Origin of the sequence: Streptomyces sp. SAI-127, assembly GCF_029894425.1 — a bacterium.
Taxonomy (GTDB): domain Bacteria; phylum Actinomycetota; class Actinomycetes; order Streptomycetales; family Streptomycetaceae; genus Streptomyces.
The window spans coordinates 8,651,677-8,668,012 of record NZ_JARXYJ010000001.1 but is presented as its reverse complement, the minus strand read 5'-3'; the positions used below and the strand labels follow the sequence as shown (position 1 = coordinate 8,668,012).

Genomic DNA, 16,336 nt, shown 5'->3' with positions numbered 1-16,336 from the left:
CCGATCCGAGTCGCCCGGAGCGGGCTCTTGGGTCAGAGCCCGGCGGAAGCGCGTGGACGAACCGACGGGAGTCCTCGTAGCGCCGCCGTCCCCTACTTCAGCGCCGCCCGGATCGCGTAGTACGCCGGCTTCGGCTGGAGCTGCTCGTCCCAGGGCAGCGCGGCCCCCTGGCCCTCGAAGAAGGCGGGTATCCAGCTGTACTTGTCGGTGTAGTCCCAGATGGTGATCCCGACACACCGGCGCACCGCGAGACAGGCATCGGTCAAGTCGGCGTACCACTGGGCCTGTTGGGCCAGCTTCTCGTCGGTCGCCGGCAGGATCATCCGGATGTCGACCTCGGTGAGCGCGGTGTCGAGGCCCAGCTTGGAGAAGCGGCGGAGGTTGTCCTCCAGCGTGGTCGGATAGCCGTACTGGAGCGCCAGGTGGGCCTGGAGACCGATGCCGTCGAGCGGGACGCCCTGCGCCTTCAGCTCCTTGGCCAGGGTGTAGTAGGCGTCGCTCTTCGCCCCGATCCCCTCGATGTTGTAGTCGTTGAGGTAGAGCTTGACCTTGGGGTCGGCCTGGCGGGCCCAGCGCAGGGCGTCGGCGATGTAGCCGGGGCCGAGGGTCTTGTAGAAGACGGTCTCCCGGTAGGTGCCGTCCTCGTTGAAGGCCTCGTTGACGACGTCCCAGGCGAAGACCTTGCCCCGGTAGTGCCGCACCTCGGTCTGGATGTGCTTCTTCAGTACGGGCCTCAGCTCGGCCGCCGTCCACTCGCGCGAGGTGATCCAGTCGGGCAACTGGCTGTGCCACACGAGAGTGTGGCCGCGCACCTTCTGGTGGTTCGCGCGGGCGAGGTTCACGATCTCGTCGCCGTTGGTCCAGTCGAAGACCCCCTGCTCGGGTTCGGTGGCGTACCACTTCATGCCGTTGCCCGGCGTGATCTGGTCGAACTCGCTGCCGAGGATCTTCTTGTACGGCTCGTCGACGAGTTCGGGGTTGTCGGTGGCACTGCCGAAGTACCGGCCGTGGCGCTGGGCGAGGTCGGCGAGGGTGGACGGTTTGCCGTGGGCCTGGGCGGTGGGAGCGGCGGCCGCGACCACCACTGCGGCCAGGACTCCGGCGAGTCTGAGACGGTTCTTGCGCATGGTGCGACTCCTCACGTGCGGGGGTGGGTGAGCCGTGATCTTCGAAACGCCGGGGTCAGCCCTTCGTGGCACCGGCGGTGAGTCCGCCGACGAGCTGGCGCTCGGCGACGGAGTAGAAGGCGAGGGCGGGAACCATCGCCAGGACGAGATAGGCGAAGACGCGGGCGTACTCCGCGGAGTACTGGCCCTGGAACTGCTGCACACCGATGGGGAGCGTCCACCACGTGTTGTCGGTGAACACCAGCAGCGGCAGCATGAAGTTGTTCCAGCTGGTGACGACGGCGAGCACCGAGACGGTGCCGAGCGCGGGCCGTGCCATCGGCAGCAGGACGCGCCAGAAGAACCCGAACGGGCTGCACCCGTCGAGAGTGGCCGCCTCCTCCAGCTCACCGGGGATCTCCCGGAAGAAGGCGCGCAGGATGATGATCGTCATCGGCAGCCCGAAGGCGGCCTGCGGCAGGATCACGCCCAGCGGGTTGTCCAGCAGGCCGAGCGAGCGCAGCAACAGGAACAGCGGCAGCACCGCCACCGCGAAGGGGAACATCAGCCCCATGGTGAAGAGCGTGAACAGCGCCTCCCGTCCACGGAAGGCGAACCGCGCGAAGGAGAACGCGGCCAGCGCGGACGCGGCGACCACCAGCACCGTCGTACCGACCGCGATCAGCGTGCTGCTGCCGAGCAGCCGCCAGAAGTCGCCCCCGGCGAGGATGTCGGTGTAGTTGCTGGTCAGCCAGCGCTTCGGCAGCCCGAAGGGATTGCTGGAGAGCTCGTCGGTGGACTTGAACCCGGACAGGACGGCGTACACCAGGGGTACGACCATCACCGCGCCGACGGCGACGAGGATCACGTGCAGGGGCAGGGTCCGTGCGGTGGTGGTCTTGCGAGCGGTCACTTGCCGTCCCCCCTCATCGTCGTGGTGGCCCCTTCGAGGTCGCGGCGGAGCACGAACCGCTGGTAAGCGAGGGCGAAGACGAGGCAGATGCCGAACATGACCACGCTGATCGCGCTGGCGTAGCCGACCTGGTAGCGCTTGAAGCCGTACTGGAACATGGTCACGGCCATGGTTTCGGAGTGGTGGTCGGGGCCGCCCTGGGTGACCACCCACACGAGGTCGAAGAGCTGGATCGAGCCGATGACGGACAGGAAGATGCTGATCCGCAGAGTGGGCGCGAGGAGCGGCAGGGTGACGTTGCGGAACCGCTGCCAGGGGCTGGCGCCGTCGATGAGAGCGGCCTCGGTCAACTCCCGTGGGATGGACTGGAGTCCGGCCAGGTACAGCATCATGTGGAAGCCGAAGTACTTCCACATCATGACCAGGAAGAGCGTCGCCATGACGTAGGAGGGATCGGCGAACCACAGCCCGCCCACGCCGTCCAGGCCGACCGCTCCGAAGATGTGGTCGGCGAGTCCGGAGTCCGGGGCGAAGACCATGCTGAACAGCACGCCGGTGATCGCTTCTGACAGGACGTAGGGCGCGAAGAACAGCATCCGGTAGACGGCCCTGCCGCGCAGCTTCTGGTTGAGGAGGACCGCCATGACGAGCGCGAACGGCAGTTGGAACGCGAGGGACAGCACGACCAGGACCAGGCAGCGCCACAGGTCGCCCAGGAAGACCGGGTTGTCGAAGAGCTGGGTGAAGTTGTCCGTGCCGACGTAGTCGGAGGGCATGCCGAAGCCGCCCCAGCGGAAGAAGGCGGCGTACAGGGCGAACAGCATCGGCAGCAGGACCATGCCGATGAACAGCACCAGGGCGGGCAGTTGGAAGCCGACCGCGGTCAGCCAGTGCAGTACACGCCGCCGGCCCCGCCCCCGGGCCCTGACTGATTCCGGGGGCGGGAGATCGGTGCCCGGACCGCTCCGCTTGTCTGCGAGGAACGTGGAGGTCATCGCGGGCTACTGCTCTTCCTTCGCGGTCTGCGTGATCGACTGGGCGACCTGTTCCGGGGACTTGGAGCCGGCGATCAGCGCGGCCACGCTGTCGTTGACCTCCTGGCCCACGGCGGGCGCGTACGCCTGGTCGAGGTAGAGCTGGAAGCCGGTGGCGGCCTTCAACTGCGCCTGTACGAGCTTGAGGTTGGGGTCGGTCATGGCCTTCTCCGCGTTCGGGAGCACGGGAAGGACGCTGGTCTTCTTGACCAGTTCCAGCTCGGTGGCCTCGGAGGCGAAGAACTTCAGGAAGTCGACCGCCGCCTGCGGGGCACCCCGGCGCAGGGCGTGTCCGCCGCCTCCGCCGAACACCTCGGTGATGGCGCCCTTGCCGCCCTCGACCGCCGGGAACGGGAAGAAGCCAAGGTCGTTGCCGAGACCCTTGCCGGAGTCGGCCTGGACGGACGGGGCCCACTGGCCCATGAGTTCCATGGCCGCCTTGCCGTTGCCGACGGCCGCCGCCTGGCCGGTGGGGGTGGAGTAGGCGGCGTTGAGGAACCCCTTCTGGAAGGGCTGGAGGTCCACGAGTTCCTTGAGGTGCCGACCGGCCTCGACGAACCCCGCAGCGGTGAAGTCCTTGTCCTCGCTGGCCTTCTGGAGGGCGTCGATGCCGGCGGTGCGCATCGCGAGGTAGGCCCAGTAGTACATGCCGGGCCACTTCTCCTTGCCCGCGAGGGCGATGGGCGTGATGTTCCTGGACTTCAGCTTGCTCACGGCCTCCAGGAACCCGCCCCAGGTGGTGGGCGGCTCGCTGACACCGGCCTTCTTGAAGAGCGCCTTGTTGTACCAGAACCCGATCATGCCCATGTCGAACGGGATGCCGTAGACCTTGTCGTCGAGGATGTACGGCTCCTTGGTGACCTTCAGAAGACCGTCGGCCCACGGCTTGGTCCGGTCGGTCAGATCCTCGACGAGCCCCGCGTCGACCTGCTGCTTGAGGACGCCGCCGCCCCAGGTGTGGAAGATGTCGGGGAGCTTCCCGGAGGCGGTCAGCGCCGTCATCTTCGACTTGTAGGCGTCGTTCTCCAGCTGGACGATCTTTATCTTGACCTTGGGGTTCGCGGCCTCGAACTTCTTGGCGAGCGCCGCCCAGACACTCTTCGCCGGCTCGGTGGTGGAGATGTTCCACCACTCCACCGTGGTCGTCCCGTCGGACGATCCTCCGCCCGAGTCGCCGCCGCAGCCGGTCAGTGTCGTCATGCCCAGACCGGCCGCGGCGGATGCCGCCAGAAAGCCACGGCGGGACAGTGCCGGGTCGCCCATGATGCGCTCCTTGGGTACGGGACGGAGCCGTCCTTGTCCGTCCTGCGGTCCGAAAGTTTCGGAGTTGATCCAGAAAGCTTCGCTGCTGCCGCACCCTAGAGACAGCTGCCAAACGGTGGCAACCCCTTGTGCACAGGGAATGTTGAGGAGTCGAACCAGTCGAAGGCCACGGCACCCTCGCTGACGTACGTGCCGATGGTCCGGCCGGTGCAGCCCGTCGTCCGTCTGCGTGGGGCGACGGCGGCCGTCGCCTGCGAACGAAGGGGCACCGTCGATGCCGTGGGCGAGCACGTCGGGGCCCCAACGCACGGCCTTCGCAGACCTGTTGGGAGCAGCACGCGGTCGGTTCGGATCTCGGCGGACAGGGTGCGCGGTTCCGGGCGATCGGGCTCGCCTCTCCCCCAGCCACCTCGACATCGTGGTGCTGCGCCCTCATCCACGCGGGCGGACAGGCCGACGCCGCCGTCACGGCGTCCGGGCGGGCGTGCGGCGACAGGGCAGTTCGGGGCGCCTCTCAGGGCGACCGGGGAAGGAGGTCCGTGGCGTACAGGGTCAGGCGTCCGGGGCGGTTCGTAAGCTGGATCGGACGCCGGTGCGGGTTGGTACACCCCCTCGGCGACCAGGAGGCCCCAGCGACCCGTTGGCCCGAAACATTCGATCTATCCGGCGAACCTTACGGAAGGCGGCTGTGCGAGGATGTTCGGGCGGGAACAAGGCCACACCGGACCCCGCTCACCTGCTCTGTGCCGCACGGCTTCGTGACGTGGTCGTCGGCCCGCGGCTCCAGCGCAGCCGCCTCCCCGTGCAGTAGTCCTGCGAGGACCCGACGACCTCGCCGTCCCACCGGCCGCGGAGAAGGCGAGGGTTCGTCCGGACGCACCCAGCACACCTTTGACGGCTCCCTCACGGCCACGAAGACGGCCGTCACCTGAACTCCTACGTCGATACGGGCACGCTCGACACGCCCCTGCCCATAACGCTGCGTGTCCACCCTGCCCCACCTGTCCGTACGGGTCCACGGGGCAGATACGCCCCTCACAGCTGCACCGTCGCCCGTCACAGACCTTCGCAGACCGAGTCTTAACGGAAGCTTGACGCCCTGGCGCCCTCCATCCATGGGCCCAGGCATCACTCTCCGCTTACGCTGGTCCCCGCCGTCAGCCGGGCGGCCGGAACCCCGCTGAGCCGCACCGCAGGAGCGCCCCCGATGGCCACCACCGAACACCCTCCTTCCAGTCGCCTGCGCTCCTGGATGCTGGAGGGCCTGTCCGACATGGGCAGGGACGGCGGCCACACGGGCCCCCACGCCGCACCGGAACCGGCCCATCAGGGCCAGCGCTGGTGGCGGGTCATGTGCCTGACCGGCGTCGACTACTTCTCCACCCTCGGTTACCAGCCCGGCATCGCCGCCCTCGCGGCCGGCCTGCTCTCCCCCATCGCGACGATCGTCCTCGTGATCGTCACCCTCGCGGGCGCTCTGCCCGTGTACCGCCGGGTGGCCGAGGAGAGCCCCCGCGGCGAGGGTTCGATCTCGATGCTGGAACGGCTGCTGTCGTTCTGGCAGGGCAAGCTCTTCGTCCTGACCCTGCTCGGCTTCGCCGCCACCGACTTCCTGATCACCATCACTCTGTCCGCGGCTGACGCCTCCACCCACCTGATCGAGAACCCGCACCTGACCAGCACTCTGCACGACCACAAGATGCTGATCACACTGTTCCTGGTCGCCCTGCTCGGCGCGGTGTTCCTCAAGGGCTTTCTGGAGGCGATCGGCGTCGCGGTCGCCCTGGTGGGTATCTACCTCGCCCTCAACGTCGTCGTCGTGTTCGTCGGCCTGTGGCACGTCATCACCGCGGGCCATGTCGTCACCGACTGGTCCAGCGCCCTGACGGCCGAGCACGGCAACGTCTTCGTGATGATCGGCGTGGCCCTGATCGTCTTCCCCAAGCTCGCCCTCGGCCTCTCCGGCTTCGAGACCGGCGTCGCCGTCATGCCACACGTCAAGGGCGACGCGGACGACACCGAGGAGAACCCCAAGGGGCGGATCCGCGACACCAAGAAGCTGCTCACCACCGCCGCCATCGTGATGAGCTGCTTCCTGATCGCCACCAGCTTCATCACCACCCTCCTCATCCCCGAGAAGGACTTCGAGTCGGGCGGCCCGGCCAACGGCCGCGCCCTGGCCTACCTCGCCCACCACTACCTCGGTGGCGTCTTCGGCACGGTCTACGACGTCTCGACCATCGCCATCCTGTGGTTCGCCGGCGCCTCCGCGATGGCCGGCCTGCTCAACCTGATGCCGCGCTACCTGCCCCGCTACGGCATGGCCCCGCACTGGGCCCGTGCCGTGCGCCCCATGGTCGTCGTCTTCACCCTGATCGCCTTCCTGGTCACCTGGATCTTCGACGCCGACGTCGACGCCCAGGGCGGCGCATACGCCACCGGAGTGCTGGTGCTGATCAGCTCGGCGGCGATCGCGGTGACCATCGCCGCCCGCAAGGCCGGGCAGCGCAACTGGACCGTCGGCTTCGCCGTCATCTCCGCCGTGTTCCTCTACACGACCGTCGTCAACGTCATCGAACGCCCCGACGGCGTGAAGATCGGCGCCTGCTTCATCGCCGGCATCATCCTGGTCTCCCTCCTGTCCCGCCTGGCCCGCGCCTTCGAACTCCGCGTGACCGACGTGACGCTCGACGACATGGCGGAACGTTTCATCCGGGACATGGCCAGCCGCAAGATGCGCTTCATCGCCAACGAGCCCGACCAGCGCGACAAGGCCGAGTACCGCGACAAGATCGAGCAGATCCGCGAGGACAACGACATCCCCGGCGAGGACTTCGTGTTCGTGGAGGTCACGGTCCTGGACCCGTCGGAATTCGAGGCGAGCCTGACGGTCCGGGGCGAGGTTCTCCACAACCGCTACCGCGTCCTGACCCTGGAGTCCTCCTCCATCCCCAACGCCCTCGCCGCCCTCCTTCTCCACGTCCGCGACACCACCGGCTGCACTCCCCACATCTACTTCGAGTGGACCGAGGGCAACCCCTTCGCCAACTTCCTCCGCTTCTTCCTCTTCGGCCAGGGCGAGGTGGCCCCGGTCACCCGAGAGGTCCTCCGAGAAGCAGAACCGGACCGCCCGCGCCGCCCCCGAGTCCACACGGGCTGACGCCGTCGCACACCGGGGCGCGCCCGCGATCCGCCCCGAACGGCGCGACCGCACACCTCCCCGCCACGGCCCATCACACGCCCTACGTTGATGCCCATGACCCTGAGCATCCGCAACCAGCTCCCCGGCACCGTCACCACCGTCACCCCGGGCGAGGCCATGGCAACGGTCACGATCCGCCTCGACGGCGGCCAGGACCTCACGGCCGCGATCACCCTCGAGTCCGTCGCCGAACTCGGCCTCACCCAGGGCTCGCCCGTACGCGCCCTGGTGAAGTCGACGGAGGTCTCCCTCGCCTCCGCCCCGGTCCAGAACGTGTCCATCCGCAACCAGCTCCCCGGCACGGTCACCGCCGTCGTCACCGGAGCCGCCATGGCCACCGTCAAGATCGCTGTCGAGGGAGGCGTCATGACCTCCGCGATCACCGCGGACGCCGCGACCGACGTCGCCCTCGCCGCCGGCGCCCCGGTCGTCGCCCTGATCAAGTCGACAGAAGTATCACTGGCCACGGCGTAACGGACGTAGCGGAAAAGGGCCCCGCCGAAACGGGGCCCTCATCACCTCGGGTCAGTCCTCGTACGCGTCCAGCGGCGGGCACGAACACACCAGGTTCCGGTCGCCGAAGGCCTGGTCGATCCGCCGTACCGGCGGCCAGTACTTGTCCGCGACCGACACCCCGGCCGGGAAGACGGCATCCTCGCGCGAATATGCGTGCGCCCACTCACCGCCCAGCGCACCGGCGGTGTGCGGAGCGTTCCGCAGCGGGTTGTCCTCGGCGGCCCACTCCCCCGAACCGACCTTCTCGATCTCCGCGCGGATGGCGATCATCGCCTCGCAGAACCGGTCGAGTTCGGTCAGATCCTCGGACTCCGTAGGCTCGATCATCAGCGTCCCCGCCACCGGGAACGACATGGTGGGGGCGTGGAAGCCGTAGTCGATGAGCCGCTTGGCCACATCGTCGACACTCACCCCGGTCGCCTTGGTGAGCGGCCGCAGATCGATGATGCACTCGTGCGCGACCAGCCCGCCGGGGCCGGTGTAGAGCACCGGGTAGTGCGGCTCGAGCCGCTTGGCGATGTAGTTGGCGGAGAGCACCGCCACCTGCGTGGCCCGCTTCAGCCCCTCACCGCCCATGAGCCGGACGTACGCCCACGAGATCGGCAGGATGCCCGCGGAACCCCAGGGCGCGGCCGAGATCGGCCCCACGCCCGTCTCCGGGCCGGCCGCGGGCTGCATCGGGTGGTTCGGCAGATACGGCGCCAGGTGCGCCCGTACGCCGACAGGACCCACACCCGGGCCACCGCCGCCGTGCGGGATGCAGAACGTCTTGTGCAGATTCAGGTGGGAGACGTCACCGCCGAAGTGCCCCGGCTTGGCCAGCCCCACCAGCGCGTTGAGGTTGGCGCCGTCGACGTACACCTGCCCGCCGGCCTCGTGCACCTGCGCGCAGATGTCGGCGACGTGCTCCTCGAACACGCCGTGCGTCGAGGGGTACGTGATCATGAGCACGGACAGCTCGTCCCGGTGCTGCTCGATCTTCGCCCGCAGGTCGTCGACGTCGATCTCGCCGTCCCCGGCGGTCTTCACGACGACGACCTTCATCCCGGCCATGACGGCGCTCGCGGCGTTGGTCCCGTGCGCCGAGGACGGGATGAGACACACGGTCCGCTGCTCGTCACCGTTCGCCCGGTGATACCCGCGTACGGCGAGCAGCCCGGCCAGCTCGCCCTGCGACCCGGCGTTCGGCTGCAGCGACACGTTGTCGTACCCGGTGACCTCGGCGAGCCGCTCCTCCAGCTCCCGGATCAGCGTCAGATAGCCCTGCGCCTGCTCGGCGGGCGCGAAGGGGTGCAGCTGCCCGAACTCGGGCCAGGTGACCGGCTCCATCTCCGTGGTCGCGTTGAGCTTCATGGTGCAGGAGCCCAGCGGGATCATGCCGCGGTCGAGCGCGTAGTCGCGGTCGGCGAGCCGACGCAGGTAGCGCAGCATCGCGGTCTCGGAGCGGTACTGGTGGAAGACGGGGTGGGTGAGGAAGTCGTCGTCGCGCAGCAGCGCGTGCGGCAGCGCCTCCTCGGTGGCCGCGTCCAGCGCCTCGATGTCGGCATCGACGCCGAACGCGTTCCACACGGCACCCACCTGGGCCCGCGCGGTGGTCTCGTCGCACGCGACGGACACATGGTCGGCGTCGACGAGGTGCAGGTTGACGCCGTTGTGCCGCGCGGCGGAGACGACCTCGGCGGCCCTCGCGGGCACGCGCGCGGTGAGCGTGTCGAAGTACGAACCGTGCACGACCTCGACCCCACCGGCCGTCAGGCCCGCGGCAAGGATGGTCGCGTACCGGTGCGTCCGCCGCGCGATGCCCTTGAGCCCCTCGGGCCCGTGGTAGACGGCGTACATCCCGGCCATGACAGCGAGCAGCACCTGAGCGGTGCAGATGTTGCTCGTCGCCTTCTCCCGGCGGATGTGCTGCTCACGTGTCTGCAGCGCGAGCCTGTAGGCCTTGTTCCCGTCGGCGTCCACGGACACACCGACGAGCCGCCCGGGCAGGCTCCTCGCGAACTTCTCGTGCACGGCCATGTAGCCGGCGTGCGGCCCGCCGAACCCCATCGGCACACCGAACCGCTGCGTGGTACCGACCGCGATGTCCGCCCCGAGCTCACCCGGCGACTTCAGCAGGGTCAGCGCGAGCAGATCGGCGGCCACGGTCACGAGCGCGCCGAGCTCATGAGCCTGGTCGATGAGCGGCTTGATGTCGCGTACGGCCCCGGAGGCACCGGGGTACTGGACGAGCACCCCGTTGATCTCACGTCCGGCGACCTCGGCCGGGATCCCGTCGCTGAGGTCGGCGACCACGACCTCGACACCGGCCGGCTCGGCCCGGGTCTCGATCACGGCGATGGTCTGCGGCAGGGTGTCGGCGTCGACGAGGAAGAGCCCCTTCTTGTTCTTCCCCATCCGGCGGGACAGAGCCACGGCCTCGGCCGCCGCGGTCCCCTCGTCGAGCAGCGAGGCGCCGGAGGTCGGCAGCCCGGTGAGGTCGGCGACCATGGTCTGGAAGTTGAGCAGAGCCTCGAGGCGTCCCTGCGAGATCTCCGGCTGGTACGGCGTGTAGGCGGTGTACCAGGCCGGGTTCTCCATGACGTTGCGCAGGATGACGGGCGGAGTGAAGGTGCCGTAGTAGCCGAGTCCGATCATGGAATCGAGCACCTGGTTACGGTCGGCCAGCGACCGCAGCTCGGCCAGCACCTCGGCCTCGGTACGCCCGCCCGGCAGCTCCAGGGCATCGGCGTTCTTGATCACATCCGGCACCGCGGCGGCGGTGAGCTCGTCCAGCGAGCCGTAGCCGACCTGCGCGAGCATCTTGGCCCGCGCCTCGTGATCGGGGCCGATGTGACGCTGCTCGAACGGGATGCCCTGTTCGAGCTCGGAGAGCGGAATGCGATGGGCGGTCATTGCGGAGGCCTCCTGGTCTGACACGACCTGCGAGGGGTACCCCGGCGCGGGTACCCCGACGGCCTCCCCCTCTGTCATCTCAACCTGAGAGCTTCACCGGGCCGCCCGAGGGCCGCCGGCTTGCACCGTCGGTGAGAGCGGAAGCTGTCGACACCCGCCCTGCTTTCCAGAGTGACCTCGTCCGCGCGGTACGTGAGCCTGAGAGATTCCGGGGAGGATTTGCTCCTTCGGCGCCTCCGATGTTGTCTGGAGGACTCTCCCGCGCGGGGTCAGCAGCCGCTGGCAAGCCTACCAGCGAGGCCACCGCACGCGTCTTCGAGTGGCCGCACACCCCGATGTGCTCTTTCGTAGTGCTTACGACCGCTTCGGATGAGTTGCGACCAAGTGGAGGGCCCGTGCTGACCGACATCGATCCGCGCAACCTGATCGGCCGCAAGGCGTTCGACCGCAACGGCACCAAGATCGGCACCGTCGACGAGGTCTACCTCGACGACGCGACCGGCGTGCCGGAGTGGGCCGCCATACGCACCGGTCTCTTCTCCCGGGACGCCTTCGTCCCGCTGGGGCCGAGCCAACTGGTCGACGGAACCCTGCACGTCCCCTTCGACCGCGCCCTCATCAAGGACGCCCCCGACTTCGGCGTAGGCCGCCACCTCTCCCCCGACCAGGAACTCCAGCTCTACCACCACTACGGTCTCGACGTGGCCGCACCGCCCCCGTTCCCGGACCGGGACTTCGGCAAGCTGGCGGGCACGGAGGACGCGGAGGCCTGAGCGCCTGGCACATCCTCTGTCACGGGCGGTGAGGGGGAACCCGACGCCTCCACCAGCGGCAACGGCTCAGCGGGCTCCAGCGCGGGATCCTCGACGAGAAACGTCCGCACTCGCCCCGGCTCCGAATCCGGCGTCTCGAACCGCACGGTCACCCGCCCCAGCCCGCTCCCCTGCACCCACCCATGCCCGTACTCGGCATGCCGCACATCATGCCCGGCGACCCACCGCCGCTCGACAGCCGCCGCCTCCCGCTCCTGCACCGGCGCGTCGTCCGCCACCTCCTCCACGGACTGATCCACTCCCTCCCCCGCGGCCTGGGCGAACAGATCCTCCTGAGTGAAGTCGGCGAGTCCGCTCACCCCCACCCCCAGCAACCGCACACCCCCCGTGGAGTCCACGCCGTCCAGCAACCGAAGGGCCGCCTCCCGCACGACCGCCGGGTCATCGGTGGGCCCCCGCAAGGTCTCGGACCGCGTCAACGTCGAGAAGTCGTAGCGCCGCACCTTCAGCACGATGGTCCGCCCCGACAACCCGGCCCCCCGCAGCCTCCGCACACACCGGTCCGCCAGCCGCTGCACCTCCAGGCTCACCCGCACCCGGTCATGGATGTCCACGTCGTAGGTGTCCTCGACCGACACGGACTTGGTCTCCCGCTCAGCCACCACCGGCCGCTCGTCGTACGCCAGCGCCATCGCGTACAGCCCGTGCCCATGGGCCTTCCCGAGCAGTCGTACGAGCTCGTCCTCGCCCGCCTCCGCGATCTCGTCGACCGTATGGATCCCGGCCCGTCTCAGATGATCGCCGGTCGCCGGCCCCACTCCCGGCAGGATCCGCACCGACATCGGCCCGAGAAGCGCCCGCTCGGTCCCCGGCTCGATCACCACCAGCCCGTCCGGCTTGGCCTGCTCGGAAGCGATCTTCGCGAGCATCTTGGACGCGGCCAGCCCCACCGACCCCGTGAGCCCCGTGACGGCCCGTATGTCGGCCCGCAGCTTCGCCCCGGCCAGCCGCGCCGACCCCTCGTCCCAGGCCGCTCCCCCGGCCTCCAGATCCACGAACGCCTCGTCCAGGCTCAGTGGCTCCACCAGCGGCGACAGCTCCCGCAGCAGCCCCATCACCTGCTCGCTGATCGCCTTGTAGAACCCGAAGCGCGGCACCAGATACGCGGCGTTCGGCGCGAGCCGTCTCGCCTGGGCCATGGGCATCGCCGAGTGCACCCCGAACGCCCGGGCCTCGTAGGACGCGGTGGCCACCACACCCCGCGGCCCCAGCCCGCCCACGACGACGGCCTTCCCGCGCAGACTCGGCTTGGACGCCTGCTCCGCCGAGGCGTAGAAGGCATCCATGTCGAGATGCAGGATCGTGGGCGCTTTTCTCACATGTCCGATGCTGCCCTACGCCACTGACAATGCCCCGCCCGAGAGAGCGGGGCAGGCTTCAGACCGCCCGGTTGCGCCGCCGCGCCAACTCGTCCGCGGGGTTGTGCCCGATGAGTGTCTCCCCGGTGTCGATGCGCTCCCCGTGCAGCTGTGACAGGGCGCTCTCGACATCCCGCCACACGACACCCACGGCGATCCCGAAGATGCCCTGACCACCCTGGAGCAGTGCGTGGACCTCGTCGGGCGAGGTGCACTCGTAGACCGTGGCGCCGTCGCTCATGAGCGTCATCCGCTCCAGGTCCTGGAATCCCCGCTCACGCAGGTGCTGGACCGTGGTGCGGATGTTCTGCAGCGACACACCCGTGTCGAGGAACCGCTTGACGATCTTCAGGACGACGACGTCCCGGAAGCTGTAGAGCCGCTGCGTCCCCGAACCATGGGCGGGCCGCACGCTCGGCTCGACAAGGCCGGTGCGGGCCCAGTAGTCGAGTTGCCGGTAGGTGATGCCGGCCGCCGCGCACGCCGTTGGGCCGCGATAGCCGATCTGCTCGGACGCCATGGACGTCGCCCCTCCGCTGCTCGGCACGGCCGCCGGTCGCTGCGGAGCGTGATCGGCCGCGCTGCCCTGAAAAGGGCTGCTGTGAAGCGGGTACGGACCGCTCGCCCCGAGACTCCGTCCGGGGGCACCCCCAGCCGTACCGTCGCCGCTGCTTCTCACGCCGACCTCCGTCCTTGACCTGCCTTCTCGACGGTAGGCAGTCACCAGGGGTGCGTCAACGATCGCCACACTCGGCACGCCGAGTGATAATCACCCTAGGAGTGGTTTCCCGAACCCAACCGCGGGGAAAGGCTAGCCGAATGCGCTCCGGGCGGGCCGCAGGACGCTCTCACGCGCCGGTGGCAAATGCCGGCATTTCCGTGAGGAACGGACACGGCCGACCCGTCACGGACCACTGATCCGCCGGATCGGCCGCGGCCGCCTCACTGACTGCTGGTACCGAAGTCCTCCGGGGAGATCTGGTCGAGGAACTCGCGGAACTTCTCCACTTCGTCCTCCTGCTCGTCCGGAATCGCGATGCCGGCGTCGTCGAGCACTCCGTCGCTGCCGTAGATCGGCGTCCCGGTGCGCAGGGCCAGCGCTATGGCGTCCGACGGCCGCGCGCTCACCTCGACCCCGCTGGCGAACACCAGCTCCGCGTAGAAGACGCCCTCACGCAGGTCCGTGATGCGCACTTCGGTGAGCTCCTGACCGACCGCTTCCAGCACGTCCTTGAACAGGTCGTGGGTCAGCGGTCGTGCGGGGGCCATGCCCTGCTGCGCGAAGGCGATCGCAGTCGCCTCCCCCGGCCCGATCCAGATGGGGAGGTAGCGGTCGCCTCCCACTTCACGCAGGAGCACGATCGGTTGGTTGGAGGGCATTTCGACCCGGACACCTACGACATCGAGCTCGTTCACACAGCAACCCTAGGCCGTGCCCGGGACGTTTGGGTAGTCGGGCAGGAAACGGGGGACGATCCGATGCCCGGCCACCGTCAGGGCAGGCGTACCCCGAGCGCGGTCTGCACGAGCGTCGCGTGCAGCTTCACCGTTAGCCCCGCGAGTTCCTTGGCGCGCGCTTCCGCGTGTGCGCGGGTCTGCGGGTTGCGGTGGCGTTTCAACGGGGCCACGACCTGGTCGACCAGCCCGGCCTCACGATCGGCGGCGGCCTTCATCGCACGCAGATGCCGCGGCTCGATCCCGAACCGGCCGAGCTCGACGACGAGCGCGGCCACGGTGACCGCCTCGGCGTCGTAGGCACCGTCCGGAAAAGGCGTGATGAGTCCGTACGACTCCCACTCCGCCAGCTCCGACTCGCCGATCTCGGCGGCGGCGAGCAGCTCGGCCCGGCCGATCCGGGCCGCTGTGGGGCCTTCAGGGACCTCCAGGAGCGTTTCTCCGTCCCGCTGGCGGCCGACCGTGGGCAGCGCGACGGCCTCGCCTCGCTCCATGGCGTCCAGATGCTCTCTGATCACCTTGAGCGGCAGATAGTGGTCCCGCTGCATCCTCAGGACCTGACCGAGACGCTCGACGTCCCGCTCGCTGAACTTGCGGTACCCGGAGGGAGTCCGCTGCGGCTCTATGAGGCCCTCGGACTCCAGAAAACGGATCTTGGAGATCGTGACTTCGGGGAACTCGTCGCGCAGCACGTTCAGCACCGTGCCGATGCTCATCAGCCCACTGTCCGTCGCGGCGGTGCCGTGTCCGGCACCGCCGCTCGGTGTTTGAAGCATGGACCTTCCCTGGGAGGGTCAGTAGCCCTGCTGGCTCGCGTAGAAGACCAGCCGGTACTTGCCGATCTGCACCTCGTCGCCGTTGTTCAGAGCGACCGAGTCGATCCGCTCACGGTTGACGTACGTGCCGTTGAGACTGCCCACGTCGGACACCGTGAACGAGCCGTCCTGACCGCGGCGGAACTCCACATGCCGGCGCGAGACCGTGACGTCGTCGAGGAAGATGTCGCTCTGCGGGTGACGGCCGGCCGTGGTCAGCTCGCCGTCCAGCAGGAAGCGGCTGCCCGAGTTGGGTCCACGACGCACGACCAGGAGCGCCGAGCCCAGCGGCAGCGCGTCGACGGCAGCCTGCGCCTCCGGGGAGAGCGCCGGCATCTGCGTCTGGCCGGTGACCTCGGAGTCGTACGCCTCGAGTCCCGAGATGGAGATGGTGGAGGTCGTCTCCGAGGGACGCTCGGGCACGGCCCCGGCCCGCAGCGGGGCGCCGCAGTTGGAGCAGAAGCGGCTGTTCTCCGCGTTGCGGTTACCGCACCTCGTACACACCAGGGCCGACATAGGGGAAAACCCTCCACCCGTACTTGAGGTTGACGGCTGCCCGAAACCTATGCCGCCGGACTGGGCAGGGTCAACAGACGGCACGCCCTGACCTCCGGAAATGTCGCCACCCTGGCCGCCCACCTGGTCCCGGAACAGCGGGCGCTGGCCCTCGGCGTCGGGCTGTGCGCGGTGACGAGCGGTCGCGTTGTCGCTACCTTCTCGCGCGCTCTTGCCGAACAACTTCGCAAACAACTTCACGGGCGATTCCCCTTGACCGAAACAGACCCGCCCGTGGGGCAGGACGAACCCTGATTGAACACACCGGTCGACCCGGACATCCTCACAACGTCCGTTTCCACCAGACAGTTTCCACCACGCACCACCCATTCGGTGCGGCGACCCCCCGCAACCTCATGCCCTGGCCGGACGCCCCCCATGCACCCCCGGT

Annotated in this window: 13 protein-coding genes and 1 riboswitch; of the genes, 3 read left to right on the top strand and 10 right to left on the bottom strand. The window is 68.9% G+C overall.

Annotated features, from left to right (window positions below; genetic code table 11):
* Nucleotides 1-92: 92 nt before the first annotated feature.
* The 4 genes from M2157_RS39810 to M2157_RS39795 all read right to left on the bottom strand — a co-directional run bounded on the left by M2157_RS39810 (nt 93) and on the right by M2157_RS39795 (nt 4,316).
* Complete coding sequence (locus M2157_RS39810; protein WP_280867576.1) at nt 93-1,127, bottom strand: endo-1,4-beta-xylanase; 1,035 nt, start codon at nt 1,125-1,127, stop codon at nt 93-95.
* A gap of 55 nt (nt 1,128-1,182) precedes the next feature.
* A complete protein-coding gene (locus tag M2157_RS39805; protein WP_280858945.1) occupies nt 1,183-1,947 on the bottom strand; it encodes a carbohydrate ABC transporter permease in 765 nt (254 codons plus the stop codon).
* A 68-nt stretch (nt 1,948-2,015) separates the two neighbouring features.
* Nucleotides 2,016-3,014, bottom strand: a complete 999-nt coding sequence (locus M2157_RS39800; protein ID WP_280867575.1) for a sugar ABC transporter permease — start codon at nt 3,012-3,014, stop codon at nt 2,016-2,018.
* A gap of 6 nt (nt 3,015-3,020) precedes the next feature.
* Entirely contained in the window at nt 3,021-4,316 is a 1,296-nt protein-coding gene (locus M2157_RS39795; RefSeq protein WP_280856312.1) for an extracellular solute-binding protein, read from the bottom strand.
* A gap of 1,207 nt (nt 4,317-5,523) precedes the next feature.
* On the opposite strand from M2157_RS39795, the gene M2157_RS39790 reads away from it, so the two are divergent.
* Nucleotides 5,524-7,476 carry an amino acid transporter gene (locus tag M2157_RS39790; protein WP_280856313.1) on the top strand — a complete coding sequence of 651 codons (1,953 nt, stop codon included), beginning with the start codon at nt 5,524-5,526 and terminating at the stop codon, nt 7,474-7,476.
* 96 nt (nt 7,477-7,572) lie between these two features.
* Nucleotides 7,573-7,992, top strand: coding sequence for a TOBE domain-containing protein (locus M2157_RS39785; RefSeq protein WP_280867574.1), 420 nt, complete (start codon nt 7,573-7,575; stop codon nt 7,990-7,992).
* Between the two features lie 51 nt (nt 7,993-8,043).
* Here M2157_RS39785 and gcvP read toward each other — a convergent pair whose 3' ends face one another.
* Complete coding sequence (gene gcvP / locus M2157_RS39780) at nt 8,044-10,929, bottom strand: aminomethyl-transferring glycine dehydrogenase (protein WP_280867573.1); 2,886 nt, start codon at nt 10,927-10,929, stop codon at nt 8,044-8,046.
* Between the two features lie 176 nt (nt 10,930-11,105).
* Nucleotides 11,106-11,201: riboswitch (glycine riboswitch) on the bottom strand.
* A gap of 123 nt (nt 11,202-11,324) precedes the next feature.
* On the opposite strand from gcvP, the gene M2157_RS39775 reads away from it, so the two are divergent.
* A complete protein-coding gene (locus tag M2157_RS39775) occupies nt 11,325-11,702 on the top strand; it encodes a PRC-barrel domain-containing protein (protein ID WP_280856316.1) in 378 nt (125 codons plus the stop codon).
* On the opposite strand, the gene M2157_RS39770 is transcribed toward M2157_RS39775, so the two are convergent.
* From M2157_RS39770 to M2157_RS39750, 5 genes are all read right to left on the bottom strand, one after another.
* The gene (locus M2157_RS39770) at nt 11,618-13,081 is read right to left on the bottom strand and encodes a DNA polymerase IV (protein ID WP_280867572.1); all 1,464 of its coding nucleotides are present in this window, start codon (nt 13,079-13,081) and stop codon (nt 11,618-11,620) included. The genes M2157_RS39775 and M2157_RS39770 overlap by 85 nt on opposite strands.
* A 58-nt stretch (nt 13,082-13,139) precedes the next feature.
* Nucleotides 13,140-13,799 carry a MerR family transcriptional regulator gene (locus M2157_RS39765; protein WP_280856318.1) on the bottom strand — a complete coding sequence of 220 codons (660 nt, stop codon included), beginning with the start codon at nt 13,797-13,799 and terminating at the stop codon, nt 13,140-13,142.
* A 263-nt stretch (nt 13,800-14,062) separates the two neighbouring features.
* On the bottom strand, nt 14,063-14,536 hold the full coding sequence (locus M2157_RS39760) for a bifunctional nuclease family protein (RefSeq protein WP_004002801.1): 474 nt from the start codon (nt 14,534-14,536) through the stop codon (nt 14,063-14,065).
* 77 nt (nt 14,537-14,613) lie between these two features.
* Nucleotides 14,614-15,351, bottom strand: a complete 738-nt coding sequence (locus tag M2157_RS39755; protein ID WP_280856319.1) for a MerR family transcriptional regulator — start codon at nt 15,349-15,351, stop codon at nt 14,614-14,616.
* Nucleotides 15,352-15,369: 18 nt separating this feature from the next.
* Nucleotides 15,370-16,275, bottom strand: a complete 906-nt coding sequence (locus M2157_RS39750) for an FHA domain-containing protein (RefSeq protein WP_280856320.1) — start codon at nt 16,273-16,275, stop codon at nt 15,370-15,372.
* Nucleotides 16,276-16,336 lie beyond the last annotated feature (61 nt).